The 16,200-nt window shown below is 37.9% G+C and carries 19 protein-coding genes; all 19 read left to right on the top strand.

What is annotated here, in order from left to right; genetic code table 11:
* The 19 genes from MHB65_RS05300 (at position 1) to MHB65_RS05390 (ending at position 16,191) form a co-directional block, all read left to right on the top strand.
* Positions 1-609: a hypothetical protein gene (locus tag MHB65_RS05300; RefSeq protein ID WP_342442691.1), complete on the top strand. Its 609-nt coding sequence runs from the start codon at positions 1-3 to the stop codon at positions 607-609.
* 26 nt (positions 610-635) lie between these two features.
* Positions 636-1,907 carry a flagellar hook-length control protein FliK gene (locus tag MHB65_RS05305; protein ID WP_342442692.1) on the top strand — a complete coding sequence of 424 codons (1,272 nt, stop codon included), beginning with the start codon at positions 636-638 and terminating at the stop codon, positions 1,905-1,907.
* Positions 1,908-1,909: 2 nt separating this feature from the next.
* Positions 1,910-2,602 carry a flagellar hook assembly protein FlgD gene (flgD, locus tag MHB65_RS05310; protein ID WP_342442693.1) on the top strand — a complete coding sequence of 231 codons (693 nt, stop codon included), beginning with the start codon at positions 1,910-1,912 and terminating at the stop codon, positions 2,600-2,602.
* A gap of 15 nt (positions 2,603-2,617) precedes the next feature.
* Complete coding sequence (locus MHB65_RS05315) at positions 2,618-2,986, top strand: TIGR02530 family flagellar biosynthesis protein (protein WP_205441949.1); 369 nt, start codon at positions 2,618-2,620, stop codon at positions 2,984-2,986.
* 86 nt (positions 2,987-3,072) lie between these two features.
* Positions 3,073-4,056, top strand: a complete 984-nt coding sequence (locus tag MHB65_RS05320; protein WP_342442694.1) for a flagellar hook-basal body complex protein — start codon at positions 3,073-3,075, stop codon at positions 4,054-4,056.
* 93 nt (positions 4,057-4,149) lie between these two features.
* Complete coding sequence (locus tag MHB65_RS05325; protein WP_342442695.1) at positions 4,150-4,371, top strand: flagellar FlbD family protein; 222 nt, start codon at positions 4,150-4,152, stop codon at positions 4,369-4,371.
* Positions 4,361-4,789: a flagellar basal body-associated protein FliL gene (gene fliL, locus MHB65_RS05330; RefSeq protein WP_342442696.1), complete on the top strand. Its 429-nt coding sequence runs from the start codon at positions 4,361-4,363 to the stop codon at positions 4,787-4,789. Before MHB65_RS05325 ends, fliL begins: the two co-directional genes overlap by 11 nt.
* A 31-nt stretch (positions 4,790-4,820) precedes the next feature.
* Positions 4,821-5,816: a flagellar motor switch protein FliM gene (gene fliM, locus MHB65_RS05335; protein ID WP_004269290.1), complete on the top strand. Its 996-nt coding sequence runs from the start codon at positions 4,821-4,823 to the stop codon at positions 5,814-5,816.
* Positions 5,809-7,032 (top strand): flagellar motor switch phosphatase FliY, encoded by a 1,224-nt coding sequence (gene fliY / locus MHB65_RS05340; RefSeq protein WP_342442697.1) that lies wholly within the window; start codon positions 5,809-5,811, stop codon positions 7,030-7,032. The genes fliM and fliY overlap by 8 nt, the downstream gene beginning before the upstream one ends.
* A gap of 21 nt (positions 7,033-7,053) precedes the next feature.
* Positions 7,054-7,416: a response regulator gene (locus tag MHB65_RS05345; protein WP_004269288.1), complete on the top strand. Its 363-nt coding sequence runs from the start codon at positions 7,054-7,056 to the stop codon at positions 7,414-7,416.
* 10 nt (positions 7,417-7,426) lie between these two features.
* Positions 7,427-8,104, top strand: a complete 678-nt coding sequence (locus tag MHB65_RS05350; protein WP_342442698.1) for a flagellar biosynthetic protein FliO — start codon at positions 7,427-7,429, stop codon at positions 8,102-8,104.
* A complete protein-coding gene (gene fliP / locus MHB65_RS05355; RefSeq protein ID WP_205441955.1) occupies positions 8,101-8,766 on the top strand; it encodes a flagellar type III secretion system pore protein FliP in 666 nt (221 codons plus the stop codon). Before MHB65_RS05350 ends, fliP begins: the two co-directional genes overlap by 4 nt.
* 13 nt (positions 8,767-8,779) lie before the next feature.
* Positions 8,780-9,049 (top strand): flagellar biosynthesis protein FliQ, encoded by a 270-nt coding sequence (gene fliQ, locus MHB65_RS05360; protein ID WP_004269285.1) that lies wholly within the window; start codon positions 8,780-8,782, stop codon positions 9,047-9,049.
* Positions 9,050-9,053: 4 nt separating this feature from the next.
* Positions 9,054-9,827 carry a flagellar biosynthetic protein FliR gene (gene fliR / locus MHB65_RS05365; RefSeq protein ID WP_048391595.1) on the top strand — a complete coding sequence of 258 codons (774 nt, stop codon included), beginning with the start codon at positions 9,054-9,056 and terminating at the stop codon, positions 9,825-9,827.
* A gap of 1 nt (position 9,828) precedes the next feature.
* Positions 9,829-10,917, top strand: a complete 1,089-nt coding sequence (flhB, locus tag MHB65_RS05370) for a flagellar biosynthesis protein FlhB (protein WP_205441956.1) — start codon at positions 9,829-9,831, stop codon at positions 10,915-10,917.
* Positions 10,918-10,940: 23 nt separating this feature from the next.
* Positions 10,941-12,971, top strand: coding sequence for a flagellar biosynthesis protein FlhA (gene flhA, locus MHB65_RS05375; RefSeq protein ID WP_342442699.1), 2,031 nt, complete (start codon positions 10,941-10,943; stop codon positions 12,969-12,971).
* The gene (gene flhF / locus MHB65_RS05380; RefSeq protein ID WP_342442700.1) at positions 12,971-14,164 is read left to right on the top strand and encodes a flagellar biosynthesis protein FlhF; all 1,194 of its coding nucleotides are present in this window, start codon (positions 12,971-12,973) and stop codon (positions 14,162-14,164) included. Before flhA ends, flhF begins: the two co-directional genes overlap by 1 nt.
* On the top strand, positions 14,161-15,036 hold the full coding sequence (locus MHB65_RS05385) for a MinD/ParA family protein (protein WP_205441959.1): 876 nt from the start codon (positions 14,161-14,163) through the stop codon (positions 15,034-15,036). Before flhF ends, MHB65_RS05385 begins: the two co-directional genes overlap by 4 nt.
* Entirely contained in the window at positions 15,037-16,191 is a 1,155-nt protein-coding gene (locus tag MHB65_RS05390) for a chemotaxis response regulator protein-glutamate methylesterase (RefSeq protein WP_342442701.1), read from the top strand.
* Positions 16,192-16,200: the final 9 nt, after the last annotated feature.

The raw sequence follows: 16,200 nt of genomic DNA on the forward strand, positions 1-16,200 counted from the left end.
ATGGCAAAGAAAGACAATCGATTAGCAACAGAATTAGTAGAAGAGCAACCAAAGAAAAAATCTGGGGGCTTTCTAAAGTTTTTTACTTGGATTGTACTGCCGATTATGTTTGTAGTAGCGGTTTTGCTTGTTGTGGCAACATTAATGAATACAAATGTCTTTGATTTAGGAAAAAAGGCAATTGGCAATTTACCTTTTATGCCGTCAGAAGAACAACAAGCGAAGGATGCTGTCGTTAATAACGACTCTAAAATAGTGAGTTTACAGGCAGAGATACAAGAAAAGGAAGCAGAAATTACACAGCTTCAAAAAAAATTAGATTCAACAATAACGGATAAAGAGAAGTTGCTGACAGAAAAAGAACAACTTCAATTTGAAATTGAAAAATTGAATCGTGAACAAGATGATGTAAAGCGTGATTTTAATGATATTTTATCAACGTTTGATAAGATGTCACCGAAAGCTGCAGCACCTGTACTGGTCAATATGAGTGATACGGAAGCGTTGCGAATTATAACGAATTTAAAGCCGGATAAGCTAGCAGCCATTTTAGAGAAAATGGATGCAAAAGACGCAGCAAAATATACCGAGCTTATGGCTAAACAATAGGGTAATTGAAAGGAGGTGAAAGATTAATGGATGTAGCGATGATGCAAATGATCAATAAATCAGCGCCTACTAAAACTGCAGCAACAAAGTCAGCAGCAGTTGGTACCGCTGAAGAAAAATTAGGTGGTACACAAAAGAAAGAAAGTTTATCAAATTTCGGTTCTGTTTTTGGGCAAGTTTTATCTTCTTCATCTCAATTAACCCAAGCATCACAGACGACTTCCACAAATGAGCTAGCAGATTTACAAGCGGTTTTAAATGCTGATTCAATGGAGGAAGTACTAGACTTACTGGGGATTTCCCACGATGATGGTTTACTAGTACTTCAGCTAGGAGAAGACGGTAAGGCAGTGGCAATGGATGAAATGCTACATTTAGAAAATATACTAAATGCATTAGGTATTGATGAAGAGCAGCTTCAAAAAATAATCCAACAGCTTCTAGGGGAAGAAAAGGAAGCGAGTGATGTTTGGGAGCTATTATCATTAGTAGATGCCCAAGCGCCGGTACTACAGGCAAATATAAGCACAGCATTACAAGGTGAAGGTCAAGTGACACCAAAAGAGGCATCACAACTTCTTCAAGTGTTGAAATTAGTGCAATTAGTAGGCAAAAAAACAGACTTAACTGCATCGCAAGAAAATCTGTTAACGACGGTTAAGAGCCTATTAACGTCATTGCAAACGCAAGTAGGTACGATGCAGGAAATAACAACTAAAACAACTGTGACATTGCCATTACAAGGCTTCCAGCAAGTTGTTCAGCAAGTCCAAGTGACGAAGCAAAGTGAAACAAGTACGACTGATATGGTTACACCACAAACGGTACAAACCAAACCAGACACATTCCATGTTACATTACCAACGGCTAAGCCTGCGCAATCAGAAGCTTTATTAAAGGAAATGCAAGCCATCATCAATCGAGCACAGATCTCTAATGCACAAGGGATTACACGTTTAACCATAAAATTATATCCAGAAAACCTAGGGACGGTTCGTATTGAACTTGTACAAAATGATGGTGTTCTTACAGCCCGTTTACTGGCTTCTACAACCCATGGACGTGAATTGCTTGATAGTCAAGCACACCAGCTAAAACAGGCATTTGCTCAGCAAAATATTCAAGTAGACCGCCTTGATATTGCACAATCACTACAAGATGCTGATCGACAACAACGTGATCAAAGTTTCTTCAATAATTTCTTTAAACAACAGCAAGACGAAGAACAGGATCAAAAAAGTGATGATGAAGATGAAGGAATGTCCTTTAGTGACTATTTAATAAGTGAGGAGGTGTAATAATGGCAGATGCAACAACGAAAGTGACAAATAATTCGATAACAGATGATCTTTACTACTCGAATTATCAGAAGCCAATGAAGCAAACAGGAAATAGTGAGCTTGGCAAGGATGCCTTTTTACAATTGTTAATTACACAATTACAGCATCAGGATCCAACGAATCCAATGGATGATCGAGAATTTATTTCTCAAATGGCGCAATTTTCTTCTTTAGAGCAAATGCAAAATATGACAAAGGCCATGGAATCTTTATTAGCATCACAGCAACAAACACAGATGATGAGTTATACAACTTTTATTGGCAAAGAAGTCAAATGGCATGAGATTTCAGAGGAGAAAGATGAAAAAGGAAATCCTGTGGTTAATGAAGGAACAGGCGTCATCGAATCCCTCAAATTTGTAAATGGTAACGTTGTTTTCAAATTAGCTGACGGAAAAGAGATTGCTCCTGGTAATATATCTGGTATTTTAGGTGGAGCAAGCGATTCTAGTTCAAATGGCAATAATAATGTATCAGAATCTCCATTAGTGAAAGCTAGCCAATTGATTGGTAAAAATGTATCGTATAAAGACGGTGACCAAGAATTAAAAGGACGAATCGTCTCTGTTTCCAATAAAGATGGGGTCATTAATTACGTATTAGATAATGATAAAAGATTAACGGATAAAGATTTTACGGTTATTAGCGAATAAAGGTGGAGAAAAGTGATGGATAAGTTTTCAATTCATCGTGTACCCTTGCATCCATCTATTCGTACAACACAACCTAAGCCAATCAATACGCAACCATCATTTAAAGCACATTTACAGGAAGCTTCTAAACAAGAGCTAAAGGTGAGTAAGCATGCGAATGAACGTATTATAGAGCGCAAAATTAATATCTCTGAACAAGAATGGCAGGTTGTATCGGATAAGGTATTTGAAGCACACTCAAAAGGTGTCAAACAGCCATTAGTCTTGATGGATCAAGCAGCTTTAATTGTCAGTGCTAAAAACGCTACTGTCATTACAGCAATGGATCGCACGGAAGCAAAACAGCAGTTATTTACAAATATTGATGGCACGATTGTGCTTTAAAGGCTGGACCTTCTTACGTAAGGAAGCCTTGGTGATGCTGATTGATAGAGGCTCACCTATATAAAACGAAGGGAGAACGAAAACATATGTTACGTTCTATGTATTCAGGTATTTCAGGTCTTAAAAACTTCCAAACAAAGCTAGATGTGATTGGTAATAATATCGCCAACGTGAACACTTATGGTTTTAAAAAAGGGCGAGTAATTTTCAAAGATTTAATGTCTCAAACACAGGCAGGTGCCTCAGGTCCAACAGGCACTATTGGGGGCACAAACGCTAAACAAGTAGGACTAGGTTCACAACTTGCTGCGATTGATACCATTCATGGAGGAGGTTCACTTCAAAGTACGGGACGAGTTTTAGATTTGGCTATTGAAGGGGATGGCTTTTTTATTGCAGCAGGTTATGATGCTAACTCTACAGGGCCTGTTGCTCCAATTTCAGATTTAAAATATACACGTGCGGGAAACTTTTATTTAGATAAAGATGGTTTCTTGGTAAACGCAGATGGTAATTATATGATGGCTGTTACGACTTTAGCGGAATCATCTCCTCAGAATCCATCGTTTGACCCAACGACTCCAGATGATTTGAGTAATTATCAAGACTTAACACCGTCTGGAGGTACAGCAGTAGACCCAGCACCTGTTGTTCCTGAAACGATTGATCCTGCAGCAGATCTAGCAGGTAATGTAGGCTTTATCCAAATCCCTACGAATGCTCAATCAATGTCTATTGGATTAGATGGTAAAGTGACTTTTGTTAGTAAAGATGGCGTTTTACATTATGCTGGTCAACTTGTTATGGCGAAATTTGCAAATGCAGGAGGACTTGAAAAGTCTGGTGGAAATTATTACGTACCAACTGCTAACTCAGGAGATCCTTATTTTGCAGCTGGTACTGAAGGTGGGATAGGTAAAGCCGTTTCTGGGGCACTTGAAATGTCAAATGTGGACCTTTCAGAGGAGTTTACAGAGATGATTGTTGCACAGCGGGGCTTCCAGTCAAATACACGTATCATCACGACATCTGATGAAATTCTACAAGAACTAGTAAACTTAAAACGATAATAATATAGTCCTTTCATAACGGACGTTTTAACAAACATATTTTCATATGAGGGAGGGTCGGGCCGGCTCTCATGCTAGACCCGGCCCTAATTCATGATTGAACTAACACGTCTAAATGGCAAAGCATTTACATTAAATGCTTTATACATAGAAACCGTCGAATCATTTCCAGATACGACTATTACTTTAACAACTGGAACAAAATTAATTGTTTTAGAGAGTGAAGATGAGGTGCGACAAAAGGTAACTGCCTTTTATAACAATATACAAGTACTATCCAACCCGCATCTACGAGGTGAAGAAGATGAAGAATAATAAAATGCTAACGATGATTATTATTTTACTAGTAGCAGTCATTCTGATTGGGGTTATTTTGTTTGTATTGCTTACCCAATTTAATAAACCAACAGGGGCTGTTGAGCCGTCCATTGATGAGATTGTAGAGGCAACAGTGGAGATACCAGAGATCACGACAAATCTTGCAGATAAAAGAGTTGTGCGCTTGTCATTGAAAATTCAAACGACAAGTAAAGATGCTGCTGCAGAATTAACAAAGCGCGTTTTCCAAGTGCAAAACATCGCCATTCAAGAGCTTTCTGAAATGGAGCAAAAGGATTTAGAAGGTAAGCAAGGGAAACAGATTTTCCAAAAATCATTGAAAACAAGAATAAATGAATTGATGCAAGAGGGAGAAGTTCAGGAAGTATATTTTACCTCCTTCATTACTCAATAAAACAGAAACTGCTTGAATTGGAGGTGGGCAAATGGCAGGAGATGTGTTATCTCAATCCGAGATAGATGCGCTGCTTTCCGCTATATCGACAGGGGAGATGTCAGCGGATGACATAAAGAAAGAGGACGAGGGACGTAAGGTTAAAGTTTATGATTTTAAGCGAGCACTTCGATTCTCAAAAGATCAAATCCGAAGTTTGACCCGAATACATGAAAATTTTGCACGACTATTGACAACCTTTTTCTCTGCACAGCTTAGAAGCTATGTGCAAATTACGGTTGCCTCAGTAGACCAAATACCATTTGAAGAGTTTGTCCGTTCCATTCCGAATATGACACTCATTAATGTATTTGAAGTGCCACCATTAGATGGTAATATATTGATGGAAATCAATCCGAATATTGCCTATTCAATGCTAGATCGCCTAATGGGCGGTAGTGGGGCAAGTCATAGTAATGTAGATAACCTAACGGAAATTGAAACTAAAATTATGACAAACCTTTTTGAACGCTCATTCGACAATTTACGTGAAGCATGGGAAAATGTTGCGGAAATCGATCCCATATTAGTGGAACTTGAAGTTAATCCACAATTTTTACAAATGATTTCACCCAATGAAACGGTTGTCGTAATCTCGTTAAATACGATTATCGGTGAGACAAGCGGTATGATTAATATTTGTATTCCACATGTTGTGTTGGAGCCAATTGTGCCAAATCTTTCAGTTCGCTATTGGATGCAAACTAATACGAAAGAGATGTCACCAGAGCAAACAAAAATGCTTGAAACACGTGTGAAACAAGCCCAATTACCACTCTCAGTTGAATTAGGTTTGACGGACATCACCATTGAAGATTTCCTAACAATGCAGGTTGGGGATGTTATACAGTTAGATCAAAAAATTGAAGCACCATTACTACTCAAAGTAGGAACATTGCCGAAATTCACTGTTCAACCAGGTAAGAAAGGCAAAAAATTAGCAATCCAGATTATCGACCCTTTGAAAGGAGGAGACGAAGATGAGTGATGAAATGCTCTCCCAAGAAGAAATTGAAGCGCTATTAAGGGGCGAGACGTTGGGAGATAAAAACAACGACACTGATGCTTCAACAAATGAAGAAATAAATGAGATACGAGTAGAGGATTACCTTGATTCGTTTGCACAAGATGCATTAGGAGAGGTAGGCAATATATCCTTTGGTAGCTCTGCCACAGCTCTTTCAGCGTTACTGGGTCAAAAAGTAGATATTACTACACCAAGTATTTCGATGATTAATCGCAATAAATTAGAAGAGGAATTTCCTCATCCATATGTAGCTGTACAAGTTGAATATACAATTGGTTTGACAGGTATGAATTTACTTGTCATTAAACAATCTGATGCAGCAATTATCGCAGATTTAATGTTAGGTGGCGATGGATTAAATCCGAAGCCGGACTTAGGTGAGATTCAGCTAAGTGCTGTTCAAGAGGCTATGAATCAAATGATGGGCTCAGCTGCTACATCTATGTCGACGGTCTTCAACAAAAAAGTAGATATTTCTCCACCGACAATTGATTTAATGAACATCTCACAAGATGAAGGTCGAGAAAATATTCCAGAAGACGATTTGCTGGTGAAAGTTTCATTTAGATTAAGAATTGGTAATTTAATTGATTCGAATTTAATGCAATTATTACCGCTTAAATTCAGTCAAAATATTGTAAAATCTTTATTAGGTGAAACAGGAGTGTTTGAGGAACCTGTGGCTGCAACGATTGCACCTGAGGCTCCACCAGTTACAGCACCGCCTGTTCAACAGCATGTGCCTGTAGCACCACCACCTGAACAACCAGTATATCAGCAGCAGTCAGCACCAATGCAGCAACCGATTTATCAGGAACCACAACAATTTGCACAACCAGCGAGACCTGCACAGCCTGTAAATGTGCAACAAGCACAGTTTGCTAGCTTCGATACAAATGTAATCTCTCAATCTGAAGCTAGAAATTTAAATATGCTACTTGATATTCCATTGCAAGTTACTGTAGAGTTAGGACGTACGAAGCGTTCTGTTAAAGAGATTTTAGAACTATCAAGTGGTTCAATTATTGAACTGGATAAATTAGCAGGGGAACCTGTTGATATTTTAGTCAATAGCCGTTTAATTGCTAAAGGTGAAGTCGTTGTCATTGACGAAAACTTTGGTGTCCGTATTACAGATGTTTTAAGTCAAGCAGAGCGTTTAAATAATTTAAGATAGTTTCAATTGGAGGAGTTAACCATGTCTAAAAGAATTTTGATTGTAGACGACGCTGCATTTATGCGCATGATGATCAAGGATATTTTATCAAAAAATGGATTTGAAGTTGTTGGAGAGGCAGCCGATGGTTTGCAAGCTGTCGAAAAGTACAATGAACTAAAACCAGATTTAGTAACAATGGATATCACAATGCCAGAGATGGATGGTATTGCTGCTCTTAAAGCAATTAAGGGAACAGATCCAAGTGCAACTGTAATCATGTGTTCAGCGATGGGGCAACAAGCGATGGTAATCGATGCAATTCAAGCTGGTGCGAAAGATTTTATCGTTAAACCTTTCCAAGCAGATCGTGTAATTGAAGCGATTCAAAAAGCGCTAGGATGATTGCATGAAAATGTTAAAATCATTTCGTTTAACGATGATTTTCGCATTTCTTGTATCCTTCCTGTTTTTGTACCCGACACCAACTTCTGTCTATGCAGATGCTGATACGAATAGTGTCACGGATTGCATTAAAGATCCAGAAGCTTGTAATGGAGATACGACTGATCCAGCTGCTAAACAAGAAACAACTGTAACAGCAGCTGGAGACATATCTGCATGGGAATACATAAAAATGGTTTTGGCGCTTATTTTTGTTGTAGCTTTATTTTATGGATTGATGAAGTTTTTAAATAAACGTAATTTAAACTTCCAACGTAATCAAATGGTACAAAATTTAGGCGGTTTATCGTTAGGTGCGCAAAAGTCAGTTCAGCTTTTACAGGTAGGTAAAACATTGTATTTAGTTGGTGTCGGAGAAGACGTTCAACTTTTACGAGAAATTACAGATCCTGAAGAAGTTGAAGCCCTTTTAGCCCTATATAATGATAGGCAAGAACTTGCAGCAACATCACCGTATATTGCAGAAGTATTTTCTAAGTTTAAGAAAAAAGATAGCGTGAATGTACAAAATGAGCAACAAAAGCAAGATTCATTCGGCAATTTATTTGAAAAAAAGCTATCCGAAATAAAACAGGAGCGTAGTGACGAGATAGAGAGATGGAAGCAGAAGGAGAAGGATAGTAAATGAATGATTTAATCAATATTTTTTCCAACAGCGATCCAACGAACGTCTCGACATCTGTAAAGCTCTTACTTTTACTAACTGTTTTATCACTTGCACCAAGTATTTTAATTTTAATGACATCCTTTGCTCGTATAGTCATTGTCTTATCCTTTGTGCGTACAGCATTGGCAACACAGCAAATGCCACCAAATCAAGTGATCATTGGTCTGGCACTATTTTTAACGTTTTTTATCATGGCACCAACCTTTCAAGAGGTCAATAAAGAGGCACTACAGCCATTGTTTGCTGAAGAAATTGGTTTAGAAGAAGCCTATGACCGTGCTAGTGTGCCATTTAAAGAGTTTATGAGTAAGCATACTAGGCAAAAAGATCTTGATTTGTTTTTAACGTATAACCAAGCAGAAAAACCAGCATCAGTGGAGGAAATTCCGCTGACTATGCTTGTCCCTGCTTTTGCTTTAAGTGAAATTAAAACTGCATTTCAAATTGGTTTTATGATTTTTATTCCATTCCTAGTAATCGATATGATTGTTGCGAGTACATTAATGTCGATGGGGATGATGATGTTACCACCAGTAATGATTTCATTGCCATTTAAAATTTTATTATTTGTACTGGTTGATGGCTGGTATCTCGTTATGAAATCGTTACTACAAAGTTTTTAGGGGATGATACAGTATGACAGGTGAGTTGGTTATTTCCATTGCAGAGCGTGCTATAATGATTATCCTTCTAACAAGCGGTCCGCTACTATTAGTTGCTTTAATCTCTGGTTTAGCGGTAAGTATCTTTCAAGCCACAACTTCGATACAAGAGCAAACTTTAGCATTTGTACCAAAAATTATTGCTGTCTTAGTGGCCATCGTATTCTTCGGCCCTTGGATGCTATCTCAAGTTACAAGCTATGCGAGAGACATATTTGAGAATTTAACGCGTTATATAGGGTGAGTACATGAATGAATTAATTCCGCATCTAACGGTTTTCTTATTAGTACTTGTACGTGTCTCAGCCTTTTTTGCTACGGTTCCTTTTTTTTCATATAGAACCATTCCACCACAAGTCAAAATTACTCTCGCACTGGTTTTAGCTTGGATGATGTACTATACAATTGATGTTGAGCCATTTGCATTCAATGATGATTACATATTATTAGTGGTGAAAGAAGCACTAGTTGGACTATTACTCGGTCTAATGGGCTATATCATCATGTCCGCAATTCAAATTGCAGGAAGCTTTATCGACTTTCAAATGGGTTTTGCCATTGCCAATATAATTGACCCGCAAACAGGTGCTCAAAGTCCATTAATTGGTCAGTTTTTTAATATGCTAGCACTGCTTTTATTGTTAGCGATTGATGGCCATCATATGATTCTTAATGGAATCTACTACAGCTATCAATTTTTCCCGATGGATCAATTCCCTAGTTTTATGAACGAAAACTTTCCGCAGTTTATCATCACAACATTTACAGCCGTTTTCGCCATAGCATTCCAGATGGCTGCTCCTGTTGTAGCGACCTTATTTTTGGTCGACTTAGCTTTAGGGATCACTGCAAAAACAGTACCGCAACTGAATATATTTGTTGTCGGTTTTCCTATTAAAATTGGTGTTAGTTTTTTAGTGTTATTTACAATGATGGCCGTTATGATTCAAGTTATTCAAAAGCTTATTACGATTATGATTTATGGGATGCGTGATTTAATGGCCATTTTAGGTGGTGGATAATATGAGACTACTACTGAATTTAGAACTACAATTTTTTGCGGGTGAAAAAACAGAAAAGGCAACCCCTAAGAAACGACAGGATGCTCGAAAAAAGGGGCAAGTTGTCAAGAGTCAAGATATCTCTAGTGCCATTGTGATGTTAATGGTATTTATCTTTTTATTTTTCTTTGCAGGCTCTTTGCGCGACGAGCTATTATCCTTTTTCAGGCAAACCTTTATTCATAACATACGCATCGAAGCACTGACTATTGATAGTGTGATGCGCTTATTTACAGAAACATTGATTCAAATGGCTTTTATCATTGTGCCAATTATGGCAATTGCATTTGTCGGAGCACTTGCAGGTAATTTTTTGCAGTTTGGCTTTCTCTTTACGTTAGAGCCAATGAAGTTTGATTTGAAAAAGATGGACCCTATTAAAGGGCTAAAAAAGATATTTTCTGTTAAAGCCATTGTGGAGTTATTAAAGTCTGTTTTAAAGATTGGTTTTATCGGAAGTGTCACAACAATTATTATTTGGTCAAACTTACCGGAAGTTTTGGCCTTATCTTTTAAAAGTCCATGGATGACGCTCATTACGGTAGGGAAGCTTGTTGGCATTATGGGCATAGCGGCTTCTTTAGTATTACTTTGTGTATCCATTTTAGACTGGATGTATCAAAAACATGAGTACGAAAAAAATCTTAAAATGTCTAAGCAAGATATTAAAGATGAATATAAAAATAGTGAGGGTGACCCTCTGATTAAATCAAAAATCAAACAACGTCAACGTGAAATGGCGATGAGACGGATGATGTCAGAGGTACCGAGTGCGGATGTAGTTATTACTAACCCTACTCACTATGCAATTGCCCTCAAATATAATGAGGACAGTATGGATGCTCCTCGTGTTATTGCGAAGGGGACAGACTTTATTGCTCAAAAAATTAAACTGATTGCCAAAGAGCATGATGTAATTATGGTTGAAAATAGACCTTTAGCACGTGCCATGTATGATCAGGTAGAAATAGGCGATCAGGTACCAGAGGAATTTTTCAAAGCAGTAGCAGAGATACTCGCTTATGTTTACCGTATTAAGCGAAAAATTTAAGGCTTTTTGTAGGAGGGACACAAATGAAAGTTCGCGATATTGGGGTTTTAGGTGCGGTTATTTTAATCGTAGCGATGCTCATCATCCCTCTTCCTCCGTGGATGTTAAGTTTTTTAATTGTCATTAATATTACATTAGGATTAATTGTACTGCTAACAGCAATGAGTATGAAAGAAGCATTGGATTTTTCCATTTTTCCTTCGGTGATTTTATTATTAACCTTGTTCCGATTAGGATTAAGTGTTTCCACAACCCGTGCAATCTTAGCAAATGGAGATGCAGGTTCGGTCGTTGAAACCTTTGGAGATTTCGTAGTTGGCGGAAATATACTTGTTGGTTTAGTCGTCTTCTTAATTTTAGTGTTAATTCAGTTTATTGTAATTACAAAAGGTGCGGAACGAGTAGCTGAAGTAGCGGCACGTTTCACACTGGATGCGATGCCAGGTAAACAAATGAGTATTGATGCTGACTTAAATGCAGGGATTATTTCCGAAAAAGAAGCGCGTGAACGACGTGAAAAAGTAGCGGGAGAAGCGGACTTTTACGGAGCAATGGATGGTGCCACAAAATTTGTAAAGGGAGATGCCATTGCATCCATGGTAATGGTTATTATCAACCTATTATTTGGTATCATCATTGGTGTCGTACAAATGGGGCTTCCCTTTGCAGAAGCGGCAACTCATTTTTCGAAACTAACAGTAGGGGATGGTATTGTATCCCAAATTCCTGCGTTGCTTATTTCAACTGCTACAGGGATTGTCGTAACGCGTGCTTCTTCTAAAGGAAGTCTTGGTCAGGACATTACAGGACAATTATTTGCCCAAGCTAAGCTTCTCTATGTAGCTGGTGGTACCATTGTATTACTAGGGCTGTTCACGCCAATACCAAACTGGGTAACACTGCCAATAGGTCTTTCACTAATTGCGGGAGCTTATATGATGGAGCGTAAGAAACCAGAGGATGAAGAAGAATTACAGGAAATTGAGGAAGAAGTGGCTACTGACGGCATGAAGAGCCCAGAGAATGTTGTGAATTTATTAAATGTGGATCCTATCGAATTCGAATTTGGTTACGGATTAATTCCCTTAGTAGATGCCGCTCAAGGTGGGGACTTATTAGACCGTGTTATCATGATACGTCGACAGCTAGCATTAGAGTTGGGAATCGTTATCCCAGTTGTACGTATTCGTGACAATATTCAGCTTCAACCAAATGAATATCGAATTAAAATAAAGGGAAATGAAATGGCACGAGGCGAACTTTTACTAGATCATTATTTAGCGATGAGTCCTGGCGATGATGATTCCATTGAAGGTATTGACACTGTCGAGCCATCATTTGGATTACCAGCTAAATGGATAACAGAGCAAGTAAAAGAGGATGCTGAAATGTACGGTTACACAGTTGTGGACCCACCGAGTGTGGTTTCAACACACTTAACAGAAATTATTCGAGCAAATGCTCATGAGTTATTAGGGCGACAAGAGACTAAGCAGTTAATCGATCACTTACGCGAATCACATCCAATCTTAGTAGAAGAATTGACACCTACACCTTTATCTACTGGAGAAATCCAAAAGGTATTGGGCAAGCTTCTTCGAGAAAATGTGTCTGTACGTAACTTACCAATTATTTTTGAGACACTAGCAGACTATGCAAAATTAACGAGTGATACAGATATCTTAACTGAATATGTGCGTCAATCATTGGCTCGTCAAATTACAGCGCAGTATGTTGGGGATAGTTCGATATTAAAGGTGATTACGGTTTCAGGTAAAGTAGAAAAAATGATTGCTGATAGTATCCAGCAAACGGATCATGGAAATTATTTAGCTATGGACCCTCAAGATTCCCAAACAGTATTAGAAACTATTGCAGCTGAAGTAGAGCGTGTTTCCTTTATGGAGCAATCAGCTATTATTTTATGCTCTCCAGCAGTTCGGATGTATTTACGACAACTAACGGAGCGTTATTTCCCGCAAATTCCGGTTCTATCCTATAATGAACTGGATGCTTCAGTTGAAATTCAAAGTGTTGGGGTGGTGAATGTTTAATGAAAATGAAAAAGTATTATGCATCATCCATACCAGAGGCGATGAAGCAAGTCCGAGCAGAATTAGGTGAGGACGCAGTCATTTTAAATTCAAAAGTAGTCATCACAAAGAAATTTTTCGGCATGATAAAAAAGAAAAGTTTTGAAGTTGTTGCAGGTATTGATGCAATGGAGCCACGTCAAGTGGCTTCTGTACCAACACCTGCTGTACTACCTGTAGTAAAAAAAGAAAATGCAAGGTTACAAGAGATTACAAATGCTATTCAAGCAAAAATACATCAGGAACCACCCCATGATGTAGCAGTACATGAGGACACTAGCATTTCAGAAGAATTGAGAAAAGAAATTGCTGATTTAAAATCATTAATGCAATCGATGCATAAAAAGACTACCCAAGCTCAATATCCCGATGAACTCTTACCCTTCATTGAATACTTAAGACAGCAAGAGCTAAGTGAAGAGCTCATCACAACGATAGGTGATGAGCTTTTTATGCATTTCAAAGAAGCGTCAGAAATAAATTTCTCGCAGTGTAAATTAATAACAAAAAATTTACTCCGTAAGAAGCTAGAAGTACTTCCAGTTGGAGGATTGTCCTACGAAAGAAAATATATAAATATATTAGGACCAACAGGTGTTGGCAAGACCACAACCATTGCCAAAATGGCTGCTAGAGCTGTGTTAGAAAAGAAGAAAAAGATTGGCTTTATTACGACAGATACTTATCGGATTGCGGCAATAGAGCAGCTCAAAACATATGCTGGTCTTTTACAAGCTCCTGTTGAAATTGCTTACAATGCAACAGATTTTGAACAAGCAATCCGAAGATTATCACATTTAGATTTGGTTTTTATTGATACAGCTGGTCGTAATTATAAAGAAGTCAAATATGTTGATGATCTCCAACGTCTCATAAAATTCGATGATCATGCAGAATCTTATTTAGTCCTTGCAATGACAACGAAAGAAAGGGATATGGAGAATATTGTTGATCAATTCAAACAATTACCAATTGAAAAATTCATTTTTACAAAAATTGATGAAACAAATTCTATTGGCACAATGATCAATTTAATGATTAAATATAATAAAGGACTTGCTTACTATACGAATGGTCAAGAAGTACCAGAAGATATTGAAGAAGCTGATTTAGAAGCAGTGCTTAATTTGTTTTTTCAAGGTGAAGAAAAATGAGAGACCAAGCTGAAGCATTACGCTTAAAAATGATGAGACGGCAAGGCGAACTAGGTAGAGCAATTGCAGTTGTAAGTGGCAAAGGTGGAGTAGGTAAAAGTAACTTCACTATGAATTTTGCCATGACTTTGGCCCAAAAGGGGAAAAGAGTTGTCATTGTAGATATGGATATTGGGATGGGGAATATCAATATTCTAATTGGGAAAAATGCTTCTTATAGTTTAAAAGATTACTTAGAAGGAAATAAGTTACTAGATGAGGTAATATTTGAAGGGCCTTACGATTTAAGGTATATTTCAGGTGGGTCAGGTATGACAAGTGTGCTTGATTGGTCACATAGTATGTTTGAACGACTTATACAAGCATTTGAAGAGCTTCAAAAAAACTATGATTATATTTTATTTGATATGGGGGCTGGTGCGACAAATTGGTCGTTAGATTTACTCACATCCATTGATGAAATTATCGTCATTTCAACAGCGGAGCCTACTTCTATTACAGATGCGTACTCCATGATGAAGTATATTCATGTTCGAGATCCAGATAAGCAGTTTTATATTCTTTGTAACCGTGCTTTCAGTAAAGAAGAAGGAATAGAAACGAATGAACGTTTAAAGTTAACAATGAAACGTTTTTTAGACAAAGAAACAATCATTCTCGGTTCATTACCTGAAGACCCTATTGTGCGTAAGGCAGTGCGCGAGCAAGTACCATTTTCACTTGCTTATCCAGACGCATTAATATCAAAAACATTACAACTTATAGTAGTTCGTTTTATGGAGCAGCGTGCAGAGGAAATACACGCGCATGATCAAACTGCGAAAAAATTTTTAACGAAACTTAGAAGTATTTTCTCGAAAGGGCGTGATTAATTGGACTTTTTACATAAAAGCAAGCTTTTAGTTGTGGATGATTCTGCTTTTATGAGAAAGCTAATTAGTGACTTTTTTGTTGGCAACTCGAAGGTGGAAGTAGTTGGAACAGCTCGAAATGGAAAAGATGCGATCAAAAAGATACAATCGTTGAAGCCAAACGTTGTGACAATGGATATTGAGATGCCTGAAATGAATGGGCTCGACGCTTTAAAAGAAATTATGATACAATGTCCGGTTCCTGTAGTAATGCTCTCAAGTACCACTCAACGTGGGACAGAAAATGCAATTGCAGCAATTGAAGGCGGTGCAGTCGATTTTGTCGCCAAGCCTAGCGGGACCATCTCCCTTGATTTACATAAAATTCAAAATGAACTTGTGCACAAAGTGGAACAAGCTGCAATGGTGCCAATTTCCAAATTGAAAAAACCTTCTGGTAGTAAAAGACAACAAGAAAAAGTGACAAGGGTGAGTACCGTAATAAAGGAACCACAACAGCATGGACGACCAAATACATCTACAAATGTTGTTTCTACTAAGGTAGTCGCAACAAAACCGATGATAGAATGGAGTAAAGTAGGAAAGAAGATTGTGCTAATTGGCACATCAACAGGAGGACCTCGTGCACTTCAGGAGGTTGTTACTAAAATTCCTAAGTCTATTCAAGCTCCTATATTAATTGTTCAGCATATGCCTGCTGGATTTACTAAATCGCTTGCGACTCGACTTGATCAGCTAAGTGAAATTTCTGTAAAAGAGGCTGAACAGGGCGATATTTTGCAAAATGGAGTGGCTTATATTGCACCAGGTGGCTATCATTTAAAGCTTAGAAAAGTAGGGACGACTTTTGGCATAGTTCTTGATAATCAAGAAGCACCAAGATCTGGCCATCGACCTTCTGTAGATGTAATGTTCGAAGATGTTAGTCAATATAAAGATTTTGATAAAGTAGCAGTGATTATGACAGGTATGGGCCATGATGGCTCTAATGGATTAAAAGCATTGAAAAATACTGGCAATGTCATTGCTATTGCAGAATCAGCAGAAACTTGCATTGTATATGGTATGCCAAAAGCAGCAGTAGAAACGCAACTTGTTGATGAAGTTGCAGATGTAGATGATATTGCACAAACAATAATGAAATATTTGCCTTAAAAGGGGTGT

Origin of the sequence: Lysinibacillus sp. FSL K6-0075 (assembly GCF_038592945.1) — a bacterium.
In the GTDB taxonomy this organism is placed as follows: Bacteria; Bacillota; Bacilli; order Bacillales_A; family Planococcaceae; genus Lysinibacillus; species Lysinibacillus fusiformis_F.